The organism is Nocardia sp. NPDC003999, assembly GCF_053604885.1.
This window is the reverse complement of record NZ_JBSGIB010000006.1, coordinates 216,881-237,527: the sequence shown is the minus strand read 5'-3', so window position 1 is coordinate 237,527 and position 20,647 is coordinate 216,881. Positions and strand designations below refer to the sequence as shown.

Annotated in this window: 20 protein-coding genes; 7 read left to right on the top strand and 13 right to left on the bottom strand. The window is 69.4% G+C overall.

The genetic code is table 11. From position 1 onward, the window contains the following. Positions 1–356 precede the first annotated feature (356 nt). The 3 genes from ACWESM_RS15830 to ACWESM_RS15820 all read left to right on the top strand — a co-directional run bounded on the left by ACWESM_RS15830 (position 357) and on the right by ACWESM_RS15820 (position 1,908). A complete protein-coding gene (locus tag ACWESM_RS15830) occupies positions 357–650 on the top strand; it encodes a WhiB family transcriptional regulator (RefSeq protein WP_355076302.1) in 294 nt (97 codons plus the stop codon). A gap of 429 nt (positions 651–1,079) precedes the next feature. Then, the gene (locus ACWESM_RS15825) at positions 1,080–1,655 is read left to right on the top strand and encodes a sigma-70 family RNA polymerase sigma factor (protein WP_355076300.1); all 576 of its coding nucleotides are present in this window, start codon (positions 1,080–1,082) and stop codon (positions 1,653–1,655) included. Position 1,656: 1 nt separating this feature from the next. Then, positions 1,657–1,908: an RskA family anti-sigma factor gene (locus ACWESM_RS15820; RefSeq protein WP_355076299.1), complete on the top strand. Its 252-nt coding sequence runs from the start codon at positions 1,657–1,659 to the stop codon at positions 1,906–1,908. Between the two features lie 203 nt (positions 1,909–2,111). Here the strand turns inward: ACWESM_RS15820 and groL are convergent, their stop codons facing one another. Together groL and groES are read right to left on the bottom strand one after the other, a co-directional pair. Continuing rightward, positions 2,112–3,722 (bottom strand): chaperonin GroEL, encoded by a 1,611-nt coding sequence (gene groL, locus ACWESM_RS15815; protein ID WP_356964710.1) that lies wholly within the window; start codon positions 3,720–3,722, stop codon positions 2,112–2,114. A gap of 174 nt (positions 3,723–3,896) precedes the next feature. Continuing rightward, positions 3,897–4,199, bottom strand: a complete 303-nt coding sequence (gene groES, locus ACWESM_RS15810; protein WP_028479292.1) for a co-chaperone GroES — start codon at positions 4,197–4,199, stop codon at positions 3,897–3,899. A 586-nt stretch (positions 4,200–4,785) separates the two neighbouring features. On the opposite strand from groES, the gene ACWESM_RS15805 reads away from it, so the two are divergent. Continuing rightward, on the top strand, positions 4,786–6,321 hold the full coding sequence (locus tag ACWESM_RS15805) for an Hsp70 family protein (RefSeq protein WP_364430977.1): 1,536 nt from the start codon (positions 4,786–4,788) through the stop codon (positions 6,319–6,321). A gap of 88 nt (positions 6,322–6,409) precedes the next feature. On the opposite strand, the gene tsaD is transcribed toward ACWESM_RS15805, so the two are convergent. The 7 genes from tsaD to ACWESM_RS15770 form a co-directional block, all read right to left on the bottom strand. After that, the gene (tsaD, locus tag ACWESM_RS15800) at positions 6,410–7,453 is read right to left on the bottom strand and encodes a tRNA (adenosine(37)-N6)-threonylcarbamoyltransferase complex transferase subunit TsaD (protein WP_355076294.1); all 1,044 of its coding nucleotides are present in this window, start codon (positions 7,451–7,453) and stop codon (positions 6,410–6,412) included. Then, positions 7,450–7,953: a ribosomal protein S18-alanine N-acetyltransferase gene (rimI, locus tag ACWESM_RS15795; protein ID WP_355076292.1), complete on the bottom strand. Its 504-nt coding sequence runs from the start codon at positions 7,951–7,953 to the stop codon at positions 7,450–7,452. Before rimI ends, tsaD begins: the two co-directional genes overlap by 4 nt. Before the next feature lie 5 nt (positions 7,954–7,958). Beyond that, entirely contained in the window at positions 7,959–8,675 is a 717-nt protein-coding gene (gene tsaB / locus ACWESM_RS15790; protein WP_452492302.1) for a tRNA (adenosine(37)-N6)-threonylcarbamoyltransferase complex dimerization subunit type 1 TsaB, read from the bottom strand. A gap of 55 nt (positions 8,676–8,730) precedes the next feature. After that, positions 8,731–9,183 carry a tRNA (adenosine(37)-N6)-threonylcarbamoyltransferase complex ATPase subunit type 1 TsaE gene (tsaE, locus tag ACWESM_RS15785; protein WP_355076288.1) on the bottom strand — a complete coding sequence of 151 codons (453 nt, stop codon included), beginning with the start codon at positions 9,181–9,183 and terminating at the stop codon, positions 8,731–8,733. Next, positions 9,176–10,264: an alpha/beta fold hydrolase gene (locus ACWESM_RS15780; protein WP_412807023.1), complete on the bottom strand. Its 1,089-nt coding sequence runs from the start codon at positions 10,262–10,264 to the stop codon at positions 9,176–9,178. The genes tsaE and ACWESM_RS15780 overlap by 8 nt, the downstream gene beginning before the upstream one ends. Then, positions 10,261–11,481 (bottom strand): alanine racemase, encoded by a 1,221-nt coding sequence (alr, locus tag ACWESM_RS15775; RefSeq protein WP_452492300.1) that lies wholly within the window; start codon positions 11,479–11,481, stop codon positions 10,261–10,263. Before alr ends, ACWESM_RS15780 begins: the two co-directional genes overlap by 4 nt. Positions 11,482–11,724: 243 nt before the next feature. After that, the gene (locus ACWESM_RS15770) at positions 11,725–13,170 is read right to left on the bottom strand and encodes an NAD(P)H-hydrate dehydratase (RefSeq protein WP_452492298.1); all 1,446 of its coding nucleotides are present in this window, start codon (positions 13,168–13,170) and stop codon (positions 11,725–11,727) included. A 42-nt stretch (positions 13,171–13,212) separates the two neighbouring features. On the opposite strand from ACWESM_RS15770, the gene ACWESM_RS15765 reads away from it, so the two are divergent. After that, complete coding sequence (locus ACWESM_RS15765) at positions 13,213–13,638, top strand: cupredoxin domain-containing protein (protein ID WP_355076281.1); 426 nt, start codon at positions 13,213–13,215, stop codon at positions 13,636–13,638. Positions 13,639–13,809: 171 nt separating this feature from the next. Here ACWESM_RS15765 and ACWESM_RS15760 read toward each other — a convergent pair whose 3' ends face one another. Beyond that, positions 13,810–14,292 (bottom strand): MarR family winged helix-turn-helix transcriptional regulator, encoded by a 483-nt coding sequence (locus ACWESM_RS15760; RefSeq protein WP_355076279.1) that lies wholly within the window; start codon positions 14,290–14,292, stop codon positions 13,810–13,812. 140 nt (positions 14,293–14,432) lie between these two features. On the opposite strand from ACWESM_RS15760, the gene ACWESM_RS15755 reads away from it, so the two are divergent. Further along, entirely contained in the window at positions 14,433–15,620 is a 1,188-nt protein-coding gene (locus ACWESM_RS15755) for an MFS transporter (protein ID WP_355076278.1), read from the top strand. 57 nt (positions 15,621–15,677) lie between these two features. Here the strand turns inward: ACWESM_RS15755 and glmS are convergent, their stop codons facing one another. Further along, positions 15,678–17,561 (bottom strand): glutamine--fructose-6-phosphate transaminase (isomerizing), encoded by a 1,884-nt coding sequence (glmS, locus tag ACWESM_RS15750; RefSeq protein WP_356964722.1) that lies wholly within the window; start codon positions 17,559–17,561, stop codon positions 15,678–15,680. A 36-nt stretch (positions 17,562–17,597) separates the two neighbouring features. On the opposite strand from glmS, the gene ACWESM_RS15745 reads away from it, so the two are divergent. Then, positions 17,598–18,455: a poly(ethylene terephthalate) hydrolase family protein gene (locus ACWESM_RS15745; protein WP_452492295.1), complete on the top strand. Its 858-nt coding sequence runs from the start codon at positions 17,598–17,600 to the stop codon at positions 18,453–18,455. A gap of 27 nt (positions 18,456–18,482) precedes the next feature. On the opposite strand, the gene ACWESM_RS15740 is transcribed toward ACWESM_RS15745, so the two are convergent. Continuing rightward, positions 18,483–18,833 (bottom strand): hypothetical protein, encoded by a 351-nt coding sequence (locus tag ACWESM_RS15740; protein ID WP_355076272.1) that lies wholly within the window; start codon positions 18,831–18,833, stop codon positions 18,483–18,485. Between the two features lie 47 nt (positions 18,834–18,880). Next, positions 18,881–20,644, bottom strand: a complete 1,764-nt coding sequence (locus ACWESM_RS15735) for a hypothetical protein (RefSeq protein WP_452492293.1) — start codon at positions 20,642–20,644, stop codon at positions 18,881–18,883. Positions 20,645–20,647 lie beyond the last annotated feature (3 nt).

The window sequence follows — 20,647 nt, the reverse complement described above, 5'->3', positions numbered from 1 at the left end:
GGCGCTACGACCATGAAATCGCCTCTACCAGCGGAAATTGGATCAGTTGCGGCACATGCGGCAGCCACGGGCCTCCGGCCAACCGAACAGTATCGCCGGAACCAGCACGAAAAGTAAACAGTTCGGAGGTTAAATTTGGCAGCGCGAGATTTGGAAAAGTGCTGCGCCGAACTATTGACGGAATTTCGCGGCTGGACCTAACGTAGCTCATCGCCACGGACGGCGCCGCGCGAAATTGCAGCGACCACGAAGGGCGAGCCCCCCGGGTACCCCCGCCGACACGGCGTCGTGGCCCACAACTGTTGCAGAACAACTGCTCGACAACGCTGACGAGCTCGCACCACGAGGAGTTCACCATGCCCATGCCGACCCACCTCCCGGGACCCAACGCCGATGTCTGGGATTGGCAGATGCGAGGATCGTGCCGCGGGCAGGATTCCGCGGTGTTCTTCCATCCCGATGGTGAGCGTGGCCGGGCCCGCACGGCCCGTGAGATGCGCGCCAAGGAGATCTGCCGCACCTGCCCGGTGCTCATGCAGTGCCGCGCGCACGCGCTGAAAGTCAGCGAGCCCTACGGCATCTGGGGCGGCATGTCGGAGACCGAGCGCGAGATGCACGCGCGGCGCAGCCGCCGCCGCATGGCCGTCTGAATCAATCCCCTCCCATCCGCACGCCGCCGGGCGTCGAATTCCTAGCAAACAACGGGCCACTGCAACATGCTTCGGCCGAGCCGCTCACATGACACGGTGACCGGTTCCGCGCCGAAGGTCGGCGCGTGGGTTCCGATCGTCACCATCGATCGGCCGGCCGCCGAGCGAGGCCGGAGGCCGTGCACCCGGCGTTCCGGCACGGTGCGACGGTTCGGCGTGTCACGGCGTGTCGCTCCCGAGATGTCCGGCGTATCGGCGCTTTCCGCAACGCGGCGCCGGTCCACGACGAGCCTTGTGGCCACCCCACCCGAAGGGAGGTCATAGCGGCGCGCTACGGTAGTGACCGATGACACAGAATGGAGCGTTGTGACAACGCGGCCGTCGGCCGCAGAGGGCGACTCGTTCCGAAGAGCAGCCTTCCCACCCACGGTGGATTCTGCGGTTACGGCACGCGCAGCCGAAAGTATCGAGCTCGCCGCGCTTTTGCATCGATGCGGTCGAGCCGACCAGGAAGCATTCGCCGAGTTGTACGACCGGACGTGTGCGCGCGTCTTCGGTTTGGTTTTGCGCGTTCTGCACGATCCGGGCTACGCGGAGGAGACCACGCAAGAGGTCTATCTGCAGGTCTGGCGTATGGCATCGAGTTTCGACCCGGCGAAAGGTTCCGCGGTCACCTGGTTGATGACGCTCGCCCACCGGCGCGCCGTGGACCGGGTCCGCGCCGAGCAAGCCCACACCCAGCGCGAGGTCGCGTACGGGATCCGGGTGCTCGGCAACGAATTCGACGAGGTCACCGAAGAGGTCGAGCGCAGGCTCGAACAACAGGCCGTCCTGGCCGGTCTGGCCACACTCACCGAAACCCAGCGGGAAGCCATCTCGCTCGCCTACTACGGCGGACGCACCTATGCGGAGGTAGCTACCTACCTCGACGTAGGGTTACCTACGGTTAAGTCCCGGATTCGGGACGGATTGACACGACTGAAGAAAAGTTTGGGGGTGACGTGAGATGAACGAACGCCGTATCGATCTCGCGCACACCGTCGCGCTCGGATCGATCGACGACGAAGACCATCAGGAAGTGCAGGAGCTGTTCGACAGCGAGGACCCCGTGCTACGCGCGGAGTTCATCCAGGAAGTCAGAGACACGAAAGAAGCGCTCGCCGTTCTCGCCACAGCCACGGCGGCCACTCCGCCGCCGTCGCTGCGTGCTCGCCTACTCGCGGCCATCGCCGCCGAGCAGCCACCGGTCGCCAGCTGAATCCGGCGTCCCGCCAGGCATTCCCGCCCCGCGCGTACCGACCCCAGCGGTCCTGAGCTTCCTGCGGCCTCCCTCCGATCCCGCGGCAGACAGGCGATTCGGAACTCTCTCGGTCCAACCGGTAGTCGAGGCCGCGTACGGCAAGGCCCCCGAACCGCGTGGTTCGGGGGCCTTGTCCGTGCGTTGTCCCGAGAAAACCGGGTTCAGTGCGCGTGGCCGTGGTGGCCGTGGTCGTTCTGCTCCTCGGCGGGCTTGTCCACCACGGCGCTCTCGGTGGTGAGCACCATGCGCGCGACCGACGCCGCGTTGACGACGGCCGAACGGGTCACCTTCACGGGGTCGACGACGCCGTCGGTGAGCAGGTCGCCGTAGGTGAGCGTGGCGGCGTTGAAGCCGTCCTTGCCCTCGGCGACCTTGCTGACCACCACGGCGCCGTCCAGGCCCGCGTTGGTGGCGATCCAGTACAGCGGCGCACGCAGCGCGGTGCGGACCACCTCGACGCCGACGGCCTCGTCACCGGACAGCGAATCGCGCAGCTCGACGAGCTTGCTGCTCGCCTGCACCAGCGCGGTGCCGCCACCGGGCACGATGCCCTCTTCCACGGCGGCCTTGGCGGCGCTCACCGCGTCCTCGACGCGGTACTTGCGCTCCTTGAGCGCGGTCTCGGTGGCCGCGCCGACCTTGATCACCGCGACGCCGCCTGCCAGCTTGGCCAGCCGCTCCTCCAGCTTCTCGCGATCCCAGTCGGAATCGGTGGCCTCGATCTCGCGGCGCAGCTGCGCGACGCGCGCCTCCACGTCCGCCGCGGAACCGGCGCCATCGATGATCGTGGTGTCGTCCTTGGTGACGACGACGCGGCGCACCTTGCCGAGCACGTCGAGGCCTGCCTCGCGCAGGGTGATGCCCAGATCGGGGTTCACCACGGTGCCGCCGGTGACCACGGCCAAGTCGTCGAGGAACGCCTTGCGGCGGTCGCCGAAGAACGGCGCCTTGACCGCGACGGCCTTGATCGTCTTGCGGATGGCGTTGACCACCAGGGTCGACAGCGCCTCGCCTTCGACGTCCTCGGCGATGATCAGGACGGGCTTGCCGCTTTCGGCGATCTTCTCCAGCAGCGGCAGGAAGTCCGGCAGCGAGCTGATCTTCTCGCGGTGCAGCAGGACGAACACGTCCTCCAGGATGGCCTGCTGGCTGTCGGGGTCGGTGACGAAGTAGGGCGACAGGTAGCCCTTGTCGAACTGCACGCCCTCGGTGACGACGAGTTCGGTCTGCAGCGTCGAGGACTCCTCGACGGTGACGACGCCGTCCTTGCCGACGGTGGTCAGCGCCTTGCCGACCATCTCGCCGATCTCCTCGTCCCGCGAGGACACGGTCGCGACCTGCGCGATGGCCTGCTCGCCGGAGACCGGGGTGGCCAGCGCGAGCAGCGCCTCGGAGACCGCGTCGGCGGCCTTGGCGATGCCGGAGCCGACCACGATCGGGTTCGCCCCGGCCGCAACGTTCTTCAGCCCGGCGCGGACCAGCGCCTGGGCCAGCACGGTGGCGGTGGTGGTGCCGTCGCCCGCGACGTCGTTGGTCTTGGTGGCGACGCTCTTGACCAGCTGCGCGCCGAGGTTCTCGAACGGGTCTTCCAGCTCGATGTCGCGCGCGATGGTGACGCCGTCGTTGGTGACGGTCGGGCCGCCGAAGGACTTCGCGAGTACGACGTGCCGTCCGCGCGGGCCCAGGGTGACCTTCACGGCGTCGGCGAGCTTGTCGACGCCGCGTTCCAGAGCCCGGCGAGCCTTCTCGTCGAACTCGATCTGCTTTGCCATGGGGATTCGCTCCTGTAGTGGATTGCGGCGCTCCCGGGTCCCGTCGTCACGCAGGCTGCCGCCTCAGGGCCCGTCGCTCGCACCGCGTGTTTCAGTGCCGTGGTGTCGGCGCCGAACGCACTCCGCCCCGGGTCACGAAAGACACCGGGGCGGAACGCATGCGTGCCTGATCGGCTACTTGGTGACGACGGCCAGCACGTCGCGCGCCGACAGGATGAGGTACTCCTCGCCCTGGTACTTGATCTCGGTGCCGCCGTACTTGCTGTAGATGACGGTGTCACCCTCCTGGACATCCAGCGGGATGCGCTTCTCGCCCTCGTCGTCCCACCGGCCGGGACCGACGGCGACAACGGTGCCCTCCTGCGGCTTCTCCTTCGCCGTGTCAGGGATGACCAGGCCGGAGGCCGTCGTCGTCTCGGCCTCGTTGGCCTGGACGAGGATCTTGTCCTCGAGCGGCTTGATGTTCACGCTCGCCACGTTGAGCCCTCCACTTTCAGGGGATTCGGTCGTCCGGAACTCGTCGCTCCGAACTCGTCGGTTGGTCACGATGCTGACCCTGCGCATAGCCCCGTCGTCGCGGGTGCCGGGACCCCTGCCCAGTGGTCAAGCTGCTGGCACAAGCACTACACACAGTGCCGACTAGCACTCTATACATGAGAGTGCCAGCGCTCAAGGCTGGGCGGTGCCAACTTTGCGCGGCGCGCCCGGCGACACTGCGAGCTTGGCTATAAGTTCGGGAAAACAGTAACGTTCGGATAACGGATTGTGACACTATTGACGACGGTTGCGGTCCGGCCGCCGGTTCGTCGCTCCTCCGAGCGGCGGCCAGGCGGCACAGAGGTACCACAGCGTCGCCGAACCCGCAGCGCCGCAGCACGATCGTTGCACCACCAGCTTCACCAGAGAGCAAGACACACGTGATCCATGGCCGGTCCCCGCGACCCACCCGGACGAGGGGCCGGTTCGTTTCCCGGTCCGGGTCGCGCGTCATCCATACGGCGGTCCGGCAGTCCATTCGAGATGGTCGGCGACACCATGACCATCCGCTCGAAGGGAGGTGAACATGCGAACATCCCTCGGCATCTCGGCCGGGGCAGAGGTCGTGTGCTCGGCGTTGGTCTCCACCGCACCGAACGGCACGCAGAGCTTCGATTACCGCGTCGTGTCCGCCGACGCGGCTCATTCCGATCTCGGTGACCTGGTGTCGTCCTCGATCGAGCTGATGACGACCCAGCTGCCGACCACGCAGCCGCCACGCGAGATCATCCGCCCGGTCGGCGGCCGTTTCGCGGGCGGGCCACGCGACTTCGAGCCGGCGACGGGTCACCCGCCCACCAGCGTCGCGGTCGCCTACCGCACCAAGGAGCAGGCCCAGATCATCCGCTCGGCCACCGGAAAACAGCGCGACCTGCGGCTGATCCCGGAGGGCACCGCCGCGCTGACCTACCTGCGGCACACCGGCCTGCTGGACCGCTACGACACGGTCGCCATCGTCGATCTCGGCGCCTCCGGGCTCGGCGTCACCGTCGCCGACCGCGCCGACGGCTCCCTGCTCCGTTCCGATCGCACCGCGACCGTCAGCGGCAAGGCGATCGACGATCTCATCTACCACCATCTGGTGGACCTGCACTTCGCCCGGCGCGGTACCCGCCCGAACCGCGGCATGCTCACCAACCGGGGCCGCGCGGCCAAGGAGCACCTGTCCATCGCGCCCGCGGTCACCATCGACCACGTCGCCGGTCGTCCGCTGAAGCTGACCAGGGCCGACTTCGAAGAGTTGATCGCCGACCTGCTGCGCGACCTGGCGCGGTTCGTCACGATGTCGTTCGCCCGGGCGCCCAGGCAGCCGCAGGCGGTCACGGTCATCGGCGGCGGCGCCAACATCCCCGCGGTGCTCGATACGCTCACCGCCGCCCTGGACATCCCCGTGTTCACCGTGCCGGATCCCGAGGCGGTGACCGCCAAAGGCGCGGCGCTGGTCGCCGATTCGATGCAGCCGTCGGTGTTCCCGGTCGCCGGGCTCGGCGGCGACGCGCCCGCGGGGACGGTAACCAAGGTGTTCGGCACGCTCGCCGGTGCGATCGTGGTCGTCGGACTGATCGTCGGCTACGGGGTCAAGACGTTCGCGCCGACCTCGGATGACGAGGTCTCTCCCGCGGGGACCACGAGCAGCGCGTCGCAACTGCCCAACCCGACATCGGCGCCGCCCGCGACCACGGCTGCCGCCACGCCGCACAACCGCACGCCGGACAACACCAGCATCGCACCGACGACCACGGAACGCGGACCGCAGAGCACGACCGGCGGTCCGTCGTCCACGCAGGTGATCACACCCACGCAGCCCACGCTGCGCCCGGATCCGAACCTTCCGCCGATTCCGTTCCCCGAACTGCTCGGCCCCCTGTTCGGGAATCCGAATGCGGCACCGAACGGTTCGCCCGAATCGCCATCGAGCCGGACGTGGTACCCGGCGGCGCCGACCGCTCCGGCGCCCGGCACGAGCCCGACGCCCACCCAGGCGCCCGCGCGGTCGAGCCTGCCGCTCCTCCGGGGGAATTCGGGGTCGGCGTCGCATCCCGGACTGCTCGCACCGAACTGATCCGGCCGCACGACGGCCCTTCGCGGCGATCTCACCGGAAAGAAACCCGGTGCGGCCGCCGCCGCTTCGTGCGCTGAATCCGAGCCGGTCAGCGAACCATACTGACCGACACCGGCAGACCCGGATCGGTGGCGACCGTCAGCGGCGAAGCAGCCGCGCCACCAGCGATGACATGCGCGCCGAGCGCGGCGATCATCACCCCGTTGTCCGTGCACAGCCGAGGCTTGGGCACCCGCAAGGTCAAACCGGCCGCGGCGCAGCGTTCCTCGGCCATCGAGCGGATCCGCGAGTTGGCGGTCGCGCCGCCGCCGAGCACCAGCGTGCCGACGCCGACATCCTGGGCCGCGCGAACCGCCTTCATCGTGAGCACATCCGCGACCGACTCCTGGAAAGACGCCGCGATATCGGGGATGGGCAGATCCTCCGCGGCGACGCCGTCGCGCTGGGCCGCCTCCACGTAACGGGCGACCGCGGTCTTGAGACCCGAGAAGGAGAAGTCGTAGCGCGGGTCGCGCGGCCCGGTCATGCCGCGAGGGAAGGCGATAGCGCGCGGATCACCGGCCGTCGCGGCGGCATCCAGCGCCGGACCGCCGGGAAAGCCCAACCCGAGCAGCCGCGCCACCTTGTCGAACGCCTCGCCCGCCGCGTCGTCGACGGTGCTGCCCAGCTCGACGATCGGCTCGGCCAGATCCGTGACGTGCAGCAGATGCGTGTGCCCGCCCGACACCAGCAGCGCGACGCACGGCGGCATCGGCCCGTGCTCCAGAGTGTCCACCGCGACGTGCCCGCCGAGATGGTTGAGCGCGTAGAAGGGCACATCCCACGCCGCCGCATACGCTTTCGCCGCGGCGACACCGACCAGCAGCGCACCGGCCAAGCCCGGGCCGATGGTCACCGCCAACGCGTCCGGTTTCGCGATGCCCGCGGCCGACAGCGCGCGGCGCATCGCGGGCACGATCGCCTCGAGATGCGCGCGCGAGGCGATCTCGGGGACGACGCCGCCGAAGCGCGCGTGCTGGTCGACGCTGGAAGCGACCTCGTCGGCGAGCAGTACGCAGGTGCCGTCGGGGTGCCTGCGGACGATGCCGACTCCGGTTTCGTCGCAGGAGCTTTCGATGCCCATGACGATCACGACAACACCTCGTCCCGTGTGCGCCAGCGCTCCCCGCTGGTCAGCGCGGGGCGACGCATCGTGTACGCGTCCGCGCCACTGGGGTGGTAGTAGTTCTTGCGCAACCCGATGATGTGGAACCCGTGCTTGGCGTACAGCGCGATCGCCGGCGCGTTGTCGGTGCGGACCTCCAGGAACACCGGTCCACCGCGCCGGTCCGCCTCGGCGAGCAGCGCCTCCAGCAGGAGCGTGCCGACACCTGTGCGGTGGCAGCCGGGGTCGACGCCGATGGTGTGGACCTCGGCCTCGGGGTGTTCGGCATCACCCAGCAGGGCGATACCCGCGTAGCCGACCATTCGCCCGTCGTCGTCGCGCGCGGTGATGTAGCGGTTGTGCCGCCCGGCCAGCTCGGACTGGAACGCCACGGCGGCCCACGGGTCGTCCTCCGGAAAAAGCAATTGCTCCAGCTCGACGCAGCGCGTGATGTCGGCGGCCACCATCGGCGCGATTCGGAAAGTCACCGGCTTCACGCCCCCGTCCGGTCGAGTCGGCGGTAGGCGTTCTCGACCGCGTCCGGCCTGCGCAAGTACAGCGGAACCAGCGGCTCCGGCACGCTGCGAGACAGCACCTCGGCGGCGACGACGCGGACCAACCCGGCGGGCGAGGGCGTCTCGGCGGGGAGCACGGGCAGATCGAAGAAGTCGACGTGCGAAGCGGATCCGGCGATCGCCGTGGCCTCGCCCGCGTCCAAGTCGGAGGGCTTGCACACCTCGGGTCCGGCCACGCGCGCGCCCTCCCGGTACCGCGCCCAATACACCTCGCGCCGCCGGGCATCGGTCACCACGAGCAGTTCGGCTTCGGGCGGGAGCTCGACGGGGGGCGGCACCGCGGGGTCGACAGCGGCGTCGGCTGCGATCGCGTCGAGGCTGCACGCGCCGTACACCGGTATCCCGAGCGCGTCGCCGAACGCGGCCGCGGTGGCCATGCCGACGCGCAGGCCGGTGAACGGACCCGGACCGACCCCGACCACGAGCGCGTCGATCTCGGTCCTGGAACGACCTGCCTCGGTGAGGCATTCGAGGATCTGCGGAGTGAGTACCTCGGCATGGGCGCGGGGGTCGACCCGCACCCGGGATGCGACGGTGCGTACCCGGACGGGATTCGCCGCGTCGGCGCCCTGCTCCAAGTCCACCAGTCCCGCTGTGACGGCGGGTGTCGCGGTGTCGACGGCTAGTACAAGCATGATTGGGCCAACGATACCGGGTGGTAGGTGAGGCCGACGCAGAGCTACCCGGTAGCTAATTGACCCATTCCCAGCTGGCGGTGCGCACATCCGAGTCCGGCGCCCGCGACAGCACCACACGCAGATGCCGATCCGCGAGGTGCTCCACCACGCCGCGGCCCCACTCCACCACGACGACCGCCTGATGCAGATCGGTGTCCAGGTCCAGCGCGTCCAGCTCGTCCAGGTCGCCGCCGAGCCGGTAGGCGTCCACGTGCACCATGGGCACCGACGGGCCGCCTGCGCGCTGCCCCGCGCGGTGCTGGCGGGCGATGATGAACGTCGGCGAACTGACCCGCCCCTGCACGCCAAGACCTTCGGCGATGCCGCGGGTCAGTGCGGTCTTGCCCGCGCCGAGCGGACCGTCCAGCACCACGAGATCCCCGGCACGCAGATCGGTGGCCAGTTCCCGGCCCAGCGCCTCGGTGTCGGCGACGGTGGGCAGCACTCGATGCCCCGGATCAGCCACGGGCCACCTCCGAGGCCTCCCCCGGCGCCGGGTCGACCACGCCCGCGCGCACCAGCAAGCGATCCAGCGCGGCGTTGACTATGTCCGGGTATTGCAGATGCGGCATGTGCGCCGCGCCTTCCAACCGGATGAGTTCGCTGCCCGGCAGAGCGGCGGCGAGCGCACGCGAATTCCGGAACGGGATCACCAGATCGTGCCCGCCGCCGAGTACCAGGATCGGTGTGCCCGCCAGCGCGGGCAACGCCGCCGACTCGTCGTGCAGCTCGATGGCCTGCAGGAACTTCACTACGGTCGCCACGGGCGTCTGGTCGATCATCAGCGTCGTGAAGCGCGACAGCGTCGGGCTCACCGGTCCGTGGAACGAGCTGACGTGCAGGATCGGCGTGATCACCCGCCGAGCGGTGACGCGGCCCGCCTGCACCAGCGCGGGCGCGGTGTACACGGCCACCCGGAACCCGTCGATCGCAGGATTGCGCAACAGTTGCCCGATTCCCGCCGCGGTGACCTCGGCGGCCGCGGTCGACAGCAGTGCGATCCCGATCACTCTGGCCGCGAACAATTCCGGGAATCGCGCGGCCGCGGCCAGGATCGCCATCCCGCCCAGCGAATGCCCGACCAGCACCACCGGCCCGGCCGGTGCGGTGGCGTTCAGCACGGCGGCGAGGTCGCTCCCGAGCTGTGCGACGGTACAACTCGCGGCGCTCGGCACACCGGAACGGCCGTGTCCGCGCAGATCGAACAGCACCATGCGAAGTCCTGCGCCGTAGCGCTTTTCCAGGTCACGACGCTGAAAGTGGAAGGAAGCCATGCTGTTGCAGAAGCCGTGCACGAAGATCACCGTCACCGGTGCGTCGTCGGGGCCGCAGATCCGCGTGGCCAACGGCACGCCGTCGTCGGCGAGCACCGTCCCCGCGCGGTCGGCATCGATCAGCGCGAAATTCTCGTCGCGGTAGTCGTCGCCCCGCGCGGGCCACAACACCCGCGCACCGGCGCGACGCAAGGCGTGGGCGCCTGCCAGCGCACCGACGAATCCAGCCGTGGCCAGCCCGCCGCGCAGCGGGGTCACCCGGAAGCGGCTCATCGAACGCCACCGACATAGCGCCGGGTAACCCGGCCGCGCGGTGAGCACACCACTTCGTAGTGGATGGTGTCGAGCAGGTCCGCCCACTCCTGGGCGTGCGGTCGCGCACCGAAGAGAATCGCGGTGTCGCCTTCCTGAACGCCCGCCGCGTTGTCTCCGAGGTCGACGACGAACTGGTCCATGCACACCCGCCCCACGTTCCTGCGCGGCGCCCCGCCGAGCCAGACATCGAAACGTCCGCTCAGGGGGCGGAAAACGCCGTCGGCGTAACCGGCCGGGATCAGCGCGACGGTGGTGTCGCGCGGCGCGATCCACTGGTGCCCATAGGAAACGCCTTCGCCCGCGGCCACTCGTTTGACCAGGGCGACCTCTGCCTGGAACGTCATCGCGGGCCGCAGGCCGAAATCGTCGTCCGGTATCGGGGACAGGCCGTACATGGCGATGCCCGGCCGGACCAAGTCGAAGGCCAGGTCAGGGCGGGTCAGGGTAGCGGCGGAGTTGGCGATGTGCACCAGCTCCGGTTCCAGGCCGTGCTCCTTGGCCGTGGCGATGGCCTCCAGGAACCGGGCGCGTTGCGCGTCGTTGTTGGGATGCTCGGGTTCGTCGGCGTGCGCGAGGTGGGAGAAGATCGCGCGAAACCGCACCACACCCTCGTCGACCAGAACGCGCAGCGCCGTCAGGACTTCCGGGTACGCGTCCGGCGACACGCCGTTGCGGTTCAGGCCGGTGTCCACCTTCAGGGTGACCGTCGCCGGACGGCCCAGTTCGCGCGCCGCGGCCTCGACCGCTCGCAGATGAGCCGCCGAAGAGATCCCGATCTCGACGTCGGCGGCCACCGCAGGCGCGAAGTCGGTGTCCGTGCTGTGCAACCAGCACAGGATGGGCGCGGTGATCCCGGCCGCACGCAACTGCACGGCCTCGCCCACCGTCGTGACACCCAGTTCCGCCGCGCCCGCCGCCAGAGCGGCCCGGCCCACCTCGACCGCGCCGTGGTTGTAGCCGTCGGCCTTCACCACCGCCATCACCGCGGCGCCACCCGCGTGCTCCCGCAGGATCCGCACGTTGTGGGCGATGGCGTCCAGGTCGATGACCGTTTCCACTTGCGCTGTGCCGCCTCTCCGCGTATCCGGGCCGTCCCAGTCGGACGCGCAGGATTCACGTTCAGGTCCTGCGTTTGATGCCGCCTGGATTTCGGGCGTGCCCGACGAGTTACCCATATGCTCTCGAGATCAGTCGTTGCGTTGATTCCGGTCGAGTCTATTGGCGCGCTCGATTCTGGTTCCAATCGGTTTCCGTGGCGCTCGGGCCGGTGTGTCGAGCGCCACGACCAGCATCGATACGTCGACGCCATCGGCACCCGGCACTCAGCGCCTCAGCTTTGCGCCCGCCGGAACCCGTCGGTCCGGCTGAATGCGGCCATCGGCTCGTACCGGTTCCATCACCGTAGCGGGCGGAAACAGTCAGAAGGGGTGTGCCAGGCCACGGAGAACGCCGATGGCGGGGCGGAGGTGAGCTCCCAGCAGGCTTGCCGAGATGGGGGTTCCCGCGGGGGCGGCGTCATGTGCGGCGAGGTTCGCGGACAGCGCGTGCACGCGCGCGGCCGCCGCGGCCGACCATGCGGGTTCCCGCCCCGCCGCGAGCAGCGCCCCGATGATGCCGGAGAGCACGTCGCCCGCGCCCGCGGTCGCCGCCCAGGAACCGCCCGCCTCGTTGACCAGCACGGGACCGCCCGGGGCGGCGACGAGCGTGGCGCGACCCTTCAGCAGCACCGTGACCTGCCAGGAAGCGGCGAAGTCGCGGACCGCCGCCACCCGGTCGGGACCGACCTCGTGGCCGGTGAGGCGGGCGAACTCGCCCGCGTGCGGAGTCAGAACGGTCGGGGCCGCACGACCGCGCACCAAGTCCGGCTCCGCGGCCAGCATGGTCAGGCCGTCCGCGTCGATCACCACCGGGAGGTCGGTGGCCAGGATCTCACGCAGGCGTTGCCTGGCGGCGGAGTCGGTGCCCGCGCCGGGACCGAAGACCCAGGCCTGGACGCGACCGGTCGCGGCGACCTCCTCGGCGGCGATCACTTCGGGGAAGTGGTTCAGCACCTCGGCCGCCGCGGTCCCCGCATACCGCACCATGCCCGATGTCGCCGCGACGGCGGCGCCCGCGCACAGCACCGCGGCGCCCGGATACGTGGCGCTACCCGCGCATACGCCCGTCACACCCTGCGTGTACTTGTCGTCGGCCGGGCCGGGGACCGGCCACGCGGCCCCGATCGCCGCGGGCTCCAGCGCGAGGAGACCCGGCTCCGGGAGACGTAAACCGATGGGCACCAATTCGATTCGCCCGCACTGCGGCGCGGCGAGCGCATGCACCGGCTTGTACGCGCCGAACGCGACCGTGACGTCCGCGCGAACCGCCGGGCCTTCGATCGCGCCGGTGCCCGGGTCGACGCCGCTGGGCAGGTCTGCCGCGACGACCGGAGCCTCCAGCGCCGCAACGATTTCGGCGGCACGCGGCCGCAACGCCCCGCGACCGGAGATGCCGACGATGCCGTCGATCACCAGATCCGGGCGGCCCACGTCGTCGGCGACTCGACCGCCCGATCCGCGCAGCGCCGCGAGTCCTCCGGCGTGCGCCCGCTCCGGGCTGAGCAACACCGCGGTGACCGCGACACCGCGGCGGCGCAGCCGCGCTCCCGCCCAGAGCGCGTCGCCGCCGTTGTCCCCGGAACCGACCAGCAGGGTCACCGCCCGCCCCGCGATACCGCCGGTACGCTCCCTGAGTTCGCCCGCCACCACCGTGGCCAGGCCGTGCGCCGCCCGGCGCATGGGCACGCCGTCCGGCACCCGGGTGAACAGCTCGGCCTCCGCCGCGCGCACTTCGTCCACCGTGAAATAGCCCCGCTGCGTGGACATCGCCGCTCCCTCCGTCGGTGTGGCCTACTACGCTTGGCCATCATGCCAAGCGTCCGCCGCATCGGGATCGTCCGCGTCGTCACGGGAGTCGCCTTGGCGTGCGCGCTCCTACTGTCCGGTTGCGGCGGCGACGAATCCGGTTCGGCCGCCACCACGACGAGGAAACCGGCTCGGCCGACCACCACCGCACAGCAGACCGGTGACCGCAAGCCCGCCGCAGCCACCGTCGTGGCGCATGACATGAAATTCTCCCCCGCCGAGGTCACCGTCGCGGTCGGCGACACGGTCACCTGGAAATTCGACGACAAGGTCCCGCACACCGTGCAGGGCATCGGCGACAAGGCCATGGGCATCAACAGCCCGATCTTCGACAAAGGCGAGTGGAGCTACACCTTCACCGCGCCGGGCACCTACCGCTATCTCTGCTCGCTGCACCCGGAGATGCGCGGCTCGGTCACCGTGCAGTAAACCGCAGGGTACGGACCCTTCGGGCTTACCGGGGGCATTCCACCGGCGAAGCGCTCCGGACGTGGCCTCGGCGAGGTCCAGCCGAGAAACCGCGAAAACCTCCGACGAAGCATCCCGGAGAAAAGCCCGGACCTCGACTCCGCACTCATTGATCGCCGAGCCGTCCCGCACTCACACCGGACGGTAGTCGCGGTGCCGTGCGCCGTGGGTGTTCAGTGCTTCGACCGCGGCCACGAGCGGAGCGAGTTCGGGGTTGGCGGCCGCCTGCCCGAGTGCTCCGGCCAGGGCGGCGTCGTGCGTGGGCCGCGCCTGTTCCAGCAGGTCCAAGCCCGCCGGGGTGACATCGGTGTAGATGCCGCGACGGTCGTCGGGGCAGAGGTAACGCTGGAGCAGGCCGCGATCTTCCAGCCGGGAAACCAGTCGGGTGGTCGCGCTCTGGCTCAGCACCACGGCCTCGGCCACCTGGTTCATCCGCAGGTGCCCGCCCGGCCCGTCGTGCTGGCGGCTCAGCACGACCAGCAGGGAGTACTCGCGAACGCTCAGGTCGTGCCCGGATTGCAGGGCCCGCTCGATGTGCGCCTCGATCCGGTCGTGCAGTAGCGAGAGTGCGTACCAACCATCGGCGAGGCCGGTCAGGGCAGCATCCGCGGTCATCGGCGTTCCTTCGGCGTCGGGGTTCGTGTCTCCAGGATAGCCAGGGATCACAATAGCCCGCGCTTGCAATTAAAGAGCGTATGCAATTATTGTTTACGCCTGTAATAGTTTGAAGCAAACGTCACGTGGAGGCTTCGTTCATGCCCCTCGCACTCCTCGCCCTGACCCTCGGGGCATTCGGAATCGGGACGACGGAATTCGTCGTCGTCGGACTGCTACCAGACATCGCGAGCAGCTACTCGGTGTCCATCCCCACCGCGGGCCTGCTGGTCACCGGCTACGCGCTCGGCGTCGTGGCGGGTGCGCCGCTGATGACCGGGCTGGGTACCCGGCTGTCGCGCAAACGGATGCTGCTCGGCATGCTGACGCTGCTCGTCGTCGGCAACCTCCTGTCCGCCGCGGCACCGACCTTCGCGCTGATGCTGACCGGACGGATCGTCGCGTCGCTGGCCCATGGCGCGTTCTTCGGGATCGGCGCGGTCGTCGCCGGAACCCTGGTCAGCGCCGATCGGCGCGCCGGTGCGATCGCGATCATGTTCACCGGGCTGACCGTCGCCACGGTGGTCGGCGTACCGCTGGGGACGCTGCTCGGCCAGCACTTCGGCTGGCGGCTGACCTTCGTGTTCGTCGCACTGGTCGGGTTGATCGGCCTGCTCGGCGTCGCGGCGCTGGTCCCGGAACAGCCCGCCGCGGCGAACGCCGCGCTGCGCACCGAACTGGCGGTGTTCCGCAACCCCCAGGTGCTGCTGGCGATGGCGATGACGGTGCTCGGCTTCGGCGGGGTCTTCGCCGCGATCACCTATCTCGCGCCGATGATGACCGAGGTCACCGGCTATGCGGAGAGTTCGGTCACCTGGCTGCTGGTCCTCTTCGGCCTCGGCTTCTTCGCGGGCAATCTGATCGGCGGCAAGTTCGCCGACCGCCATCTGATGCCGATGCTGTATCTCACACTCGGCGGGCTCGCGCTCGTTCTCGCGCTGTTCACCGTCACCGCGCACGACAAGATAGCCGCCGCCGTCACGGTGGTGTTGATCGGCGCTCTGGGCTTCGCGACCGTGCCGCCGTTGCAGAAGCGCGTCCTCGACCAGGCCGCGGGCGCACCGACCCTCGCGTCGGCGGTGAACATCGGCGCGTTCAACCTCGGCAACGCGGTGTCGGCCTGGCTCGGTGGCGTGGTGATCGCCGCAGGCTACGGCTACACCGCACCCAACTGGGTCGGCGTCGGTCTGGTGCTGGTGGCGCTACTGCTCGCGATCCTGTCCGGGCAGCTCGAGCGTCGCGGGACACCCACCGTCCCGGCGGAGCCCCTGGCTACCGTGCCGGCATAGCCGCCGGTCGTCCCGGCGGAACAGCGGCCGCGCACTGCGAAGTGCGCGGCCGCCGAACTATTCCACGGTGACGGATTTAGCCAGGTTGCGCGGCTTGTCGACGTCGTAGCCGCGCGCCTGCGCCACCTCGGCGGCGAAGATCTGCAACGGGACCGTCGACAACAGCGGCTGGAACAGCGTCGGTGCGCTCGGGATCTCGATGAGGTCGTCGGCGAACGGACGCACCGTGTCGTCGCCCTCCTCCGCGATCACGATGGTGCGCGCGCCGCGAGCCTGGATCTCCCGGATGTTGCTCAGCAGCTTCGAGTGCAACACCGCGCGCCCCTTCGGCGAGGGCATCACCACGATCACCGGCAGGCCGTCCTCGATCAGGGCGATCGGACCATGCTTGAGCTCACCTGCCGCGAACCCCTCGGCGTGCATGTAGGCCAGTTCCTTGAGCTTGAGCGCGCCCTCCAAGGCCACCGGGTAACCGACGTGCCTGCCCAGGAACAACACGGTCGGCACCTGCGCCAGCTCCCGCGCGATGGCCCGCACCTGCGGCGCGGTCTCGAGCACGCGCTCCACCAGCTTCGGCATCGCCTCGAGTTCGGTGAATTCGCGGGCCACCTCGTCCGGGTACTTGGTGCCGCGCGCCTGCGCCAAGGCGAGCCCGACCAGGTAATTCGCCGTCACCTGGGCCAGGAACGCCTTGGTGGAGGCGACGCCGATCTCCGGCCCGGCCCTGGTGTAGAGCACCGCGTCGGACTCGCGAGGGATCTGCGCGCCGTTGGTGTTGCAGATCGCGAGGACGCGCGCCTTCTGTTCCTTCGCGTGCCGCACCGCCTCCAGCGTGTCGGCGGTCTCGCCGGACTGGGAGATCGCCACCACCAGCGTGGAGCGGTCCAGCACCGGATCGCGGTAGCGGAACTCGCTGGCCAGCTCCACCTCGACGGGCAGCCGCGTCCAGTGCTCGATGGCGTACTTCGCCAGCAGGCCGGAGTGATAGGCGCTGCCGCACGCCACGACGAAAACCTTGTCGAAATCGCGCAGTTCCTGGTCGGCGAGGCGCTGCTCGTCCAGCACGATCCGGCCCGCGCCGTCGTGGTCGGTGCTGAAATGCCCCATCAAGGTGTCCGCGACCGCGGCGGGCTGCTCCTCGATCTCCTTGAGCATGAAGTAGTCGTGGCCGCCCTTCTCGGCGGCGGCCAGGTCCCAGTCGATCGTGAACGGGCGGGTGCGCGAACTCGCGTCCTCGCCGGCGAAGTCGGTGACCCGGTAGCTGTCCAGGGTGATCACCACGGCTTGGTCCTGACCGAGCTCGACCGCCTCGCGGGTGTGCTCGATGAACGCCGTGACATCCGAGGCGATGAACATCTCGCCCTTGCCCACGCCCACCACCAGCGGGGTGGAGCGGCGCGCCGCCACGATCGTGTCCGGATGGTCGGCATGCGTGAAGACCAGCGTGAACGCGCCCTCCAGACGGCGCAGGACGGACAGCGCGCTGGCCGCGAAGTCGCCTGCGGTCGGGCCATGGGCGTACGCGCGGGCCACCAGGTGCACCGCGACCTCGGTGTCGGTGTCGCTGTTCAGCTCGACCCCGGCGTCCTCCAGTTCGCGGCGCAGCGGGGCGAAGTTCTCGATGATGCCGTTGTGTACGACGGCGACCTTGCCGGTGTGGTCCCGATGCGGGTGTGCGTTGCGGTCGGTCGGCGCGCCGTGCGTGGCCCAGCGGGTGTGCCCGATGCCCGTGGTGCCCACGAAGCGATCGATCCCGGTTTCGGCGAGCTGGGCCTCCAGGTTGGCCAGGCGGCCCGCCTTGCGTTCCACCGCCAGCGTGCCCGCGCCATCCAGGATCGCCACACCCGCGGAGTCGTATCCGCGATATTCCATGCGGCGCAACGCGTCAACGACGACGCCGAGCGCGTCTCGGTACCCGACGTACCCCACGATTCCGCACATGGCTCACCACACTACTTATCGGATAACGTTCACGTCGTGTCGGCGTCTGTGAAATCGCTATTGAGCACCCTGACCAGCCGGGGACCACACCGCGTGTTGCGTGGCAATCTGGCCATCGCCGGCCAGCCGGGGGTGGTGTTCACGCCCGAGACCGGGCGGAACCTACCTGCCGTCGCCTTCGGACATGGCTGGTTGACCGGGGCGAACCACTACCGCGCGCTGCTCGAACACCTCGCTTCCTGGGGAATAGTGGCCGCCGCGCCCGACACCGAGCGCGGACCGATTCCGTCACATCTGGGGTTGGCCGCCGATTTGCTCACCACGCTCGACATCTGCACCGGTGTGCGGCTCGGGGACGGCGAGATCAGCGTGCATCCGGAGCGCCTGGCTCTGGCCGGGCACGGCATGGGAGCGGGCGCCGCGGTCATCGCCGCAGGCCGCCGCGACGTCGCCACGGTCGCGGCGTTGTTCCCCGCGCCGACGGCGCCAGCCGCCGAAGCCGTCGCCCCGGAGCTGGACGTTCCGGCGTTGATCCTGGCCGGCGCGACCGACATCACCTCGGTCAGCTCGAACGCCATCCCACTGGCCACCGCCTGGGGCGGCCCGGCGACCTTGCGCGCCATCGACAAGGCCTCGCACAACGGCATCATCGAGGGGCGGCGCGTCCTCGCCGCCGTGGGTGCGGGCAAGCACGAATCGAAGACCTCCCGCACCACGCGCGCCCTGCTGGCCGGTTACCTGCTCGCCACGCTGGCGGGCGACAAGACCTATCGCGCCTTCACTGATCCCGACGAGGTCATCCCGCACACCACCGTCGTCGACCCCGCGGCGCCGCAGGAGAAGGAGCCGCCGAAGCTGAAGGTCGGCCAGCTCGCCGCGCTGCTGCGGCGGTAGCCGACCGACCGCCCCGCGGAGCGTCGGTCAGATCAGCCAGCTCTTGCGTTGGTAGAACTTGGCCTCCTCGTCCTCTTCATCGACCGGCGTCACCGTGTGATTGGCCCGGCGGGCGGCCATCGACCGTGCGATGGCCGCGCGCTGCTCTTGTGCTTCCTCTTGCAGTCGCTGCCGCTCCTCCGCCTCGGCGGCGGCCTTGTCCAGGTCGGCGGCGTGCGTCACCCAGAACTCGTCCATCTCGGCGGTCAGCCGGTCGGCGATTTCCCGGCCGGTCGCCGCGGTCTGCTCGTTGATCGCCTGGATCTCGTCGAGCAACAGCGACATGCGGCGCTGGTTCTCGGCGGCGAGTTGCCTCGCTTCCTCGGCGTAGTCGACCATGCTGCGCCTCCTCGCTCATGCGGTGTGCGACCTCGTCCCGGACGGGCTCACAGTGGACCCGCCTCGGCGAACCCCGCGTCCAGCGGCCCGGCTTCGGCAAGTTCCGCGCCACTGTCCACTGGAACGTCCGGTTCCCGCTCGCCCTGCTCCGGCATCGGCTTCGGGTAGTGCTCGCCATCCTCTTCGCGCCGGGTGCGCGGCAAGGTTCCGCTCGGCAGCCCTGGCCGATCGTCCTCGGTGTCCGGTTCCGAACCTGGAGCGGGCGTTTTCTCTTCTTCCTGAGGTTCCGGTGCCGGAGACTCCTCGTTCCGAGACTCCGGCGTAAGAGGCTCAGGCGCCGGGGGCTGCGCGTTGTCGGTGTCCGGCTCGATCGTCGAGATGACCGGTATGCCGTGCTCGTTCAGCTCGACGGTGAACTCCTGCTCCGCACCGGTGGTATCGGAGAGGACGAGTTTCAACCGGCCGTCCGGCCCCATCTCGAACTGCACATGCTTACCTCCGATATCGAATTCCCCCTCAGCGCGCGGCTTTCGGTCCCGACCTTCGTCGTCCCGGTCGTCGGCTTCGGCCTTCTGCGGATCGATGCTGTGCATGAGCTTTTCGATCGCGTCGTCGACTCCGCTTTTGATGATTCCGCTCAACGCGGACACGCCCTGCTCCACCGCTTGACCGAGGCCGGTTGCCAGCGGCGCGAATTCCCGCGCCACTTGGCTGAGCGCGGCAAGTCCGTCCAGTGCGGGCATCCTGGGCGCGGGGGCGGTCGGGATACTCGGTGTGGTCGGAATACTCGGCGTGGACGGGTTGTCCGGCGTGGTCGGTGTGGTCGACGCGGGGACTGTGCTCGGTGTCGTGCTCGCCGGGACCGTGGCGGCGGGCAGGCCTGGCGGGCCGGGAGCACTGGTCACCTCGGGTTTGTCCTGGTCGACCAGTGTCCCCGGTTGTGGTTCCGACGGACCTTCCGGGCGCGGGTAGCCATGCTCGGCCACCTGCGTCAGCGCATCGGCCAGGTTCTTGTACTGGTCTTTGAACAGTCGATCGACCTCGGTACAGACGTCGATATAGGACGACAGTTTGCGGTCGAAGTCCGGCTTGAACGTCTTGGTCAGCCACTCATCGGTGACGCTGCGCACTCGGTCGCCGTACGCGCCGGTGAGCATGTTCTCGCTGTCGGAGTTGATGAAGCCGAGCACGCTTGTGTTGATCTTGTCCTCCGGCACGGCGAGTGCGGGGAAGATGCGGCCCAGCTCGCGGACTTGGTCGGCGTCGATCCATTCCCGCGCGTTGTGCACGTCGACGATGACCTTCACCTCCGCCGGGGTCTTACCGTCGATCTCGACGACCTTCCTGCCGCCCACCGGTCCCGCGAGCAACTCTCGGGTGGCGAACGCCTTCGCGGCCACCGCCGACCGCAGCGAACCCGCCATATCGGCGATCACGGTGACGGCGGTCTTGACGTGCTGCCGGTCCTCGTCGGCCAGGACCGACTGTTTGCCGAGCATGTCGAGCGCGGCGGCGGCCGCCGTACCCTGCCACAGGCCGGGCAGCCGACGGGTGTAGCCCTGCTGCGCGTCCCATTGCCGATCCACTTCCGACAGTGCGGCTTTCAGCGCCTCGCCCGTCTGCTCCAGTCTGTCCAACCGGGTGCCGCGCTGCTCGTCGTACATCGCCAGCAGCTTGCCGACGCCGACGCGTCTCTCGTTGTCGCCGAACGCCGCCTCGTACAGCGGCGTGAACTCGATCCAGTACTGCAACCCCGCGCTGCCCTCGTCCAAGAGGGTGTCGATCGCCTTGCCCTGCCAGGAAACCGTCATGAT

Bases quoted from the DNA above. Each gene is read 5' to 3' on its own strand.
- ACWESM_RS15830 (WP_355076302.1), top strand. From the start codon at position 357: ATGCCCATGCCGACCCACCTCCCGGGACCCAACGCCGATGTCTGGGAT.
- ACWESM_RS15820 (WP_355076299.1), top strand. From the start codon at position 1,657: ATGAACGAACGCCGTATCGATCTCGCGCACACCGTCGCGCTCGGATCG.
- groL (WP_356964710.1), bottom strand. From the start codon at position 3,722: ATGGCAAAGCAGATCGAGTTCGACGAGAAGGCTCGCCGGGCTCTGGAA.
- ACWESM_RS15805 (WP_364430977.1), top strand. From the start codon at position 4,786: ATGCGAACATCCCTCGGCATCTCGGCCGGGGCAGAGGTCGTGTGCTCG.
- tsaB (WP_452492302.1), bottom strand. From the start codon at position 8,675: ATGCTTGTACTAGCCGTCGACACCGCGACACCCGCCGTCACAGCGGGA.
- ACWESM_RS15780 (WP_412807023.1), bottom strand. From the start codon at position 10,264: ATGAGCCGCTTCCGGGTGACCCCGCTGCGCGGCGGGCTGGCCACGGCT.
- alr (WP_452492300.1), bottom strand. From the start codon at position 11,481: ATGGGTAACTCGTCGGGCACGCCCGAAATCCAGGCGGCATCAAACGCA.
- ACWESM_RS15770 (WP_452492298.1), bottom strand. From the start codon at position 13,170: ATGTCCACGCAGCGGGGCTATTTCACGGTGGACGAAGTGCGCGCGGCG.
- ACWESM_RS15765 (WP_355076281.1), top strand. From the start codon at position 13,213: ATGCCAAGCGTCCGCCGCATCGGGATCGTCCGCGTCGTCACGGGAGTC.
- ACWESM_RS15760 (WP_355076279.1), bottom strand. From the start codon at position 14,292: ATGACCGCGGATGCTGCCCTGACCGGCCTCGCCGATGGTTGGTACGCA.
- ACWESM_RS15755 (WP_355076278.1), top strand. From the start codon at position 14,433: ATGCCCCTCGCACTCCTCGCCCTGACCCTCGGGGCATTCGGAATCGGG.
- glmS (WP_356964722.1), bottom strand. From the start codon at position 17,561: ATGTGCGGAATCGTGGGGTACGTCGGGTACCGAGACGCGCTCGGCGTC.
- ACWESM_RS15740 (WP_355076272.1), bottom strand. From the start codon at position 18,833: ATGGTCGACTACGCCGAGGAAGCGAGGCAACTCGCCGCCGAGAACCAG.
- ACWESM_RS15735 (WP_452492293.1), bottom strand. From the start codon at position 20,644: ATGACGGTTTCCTGGCAGGGCAAGGCGATCGACACCCTCTTGGACGAG.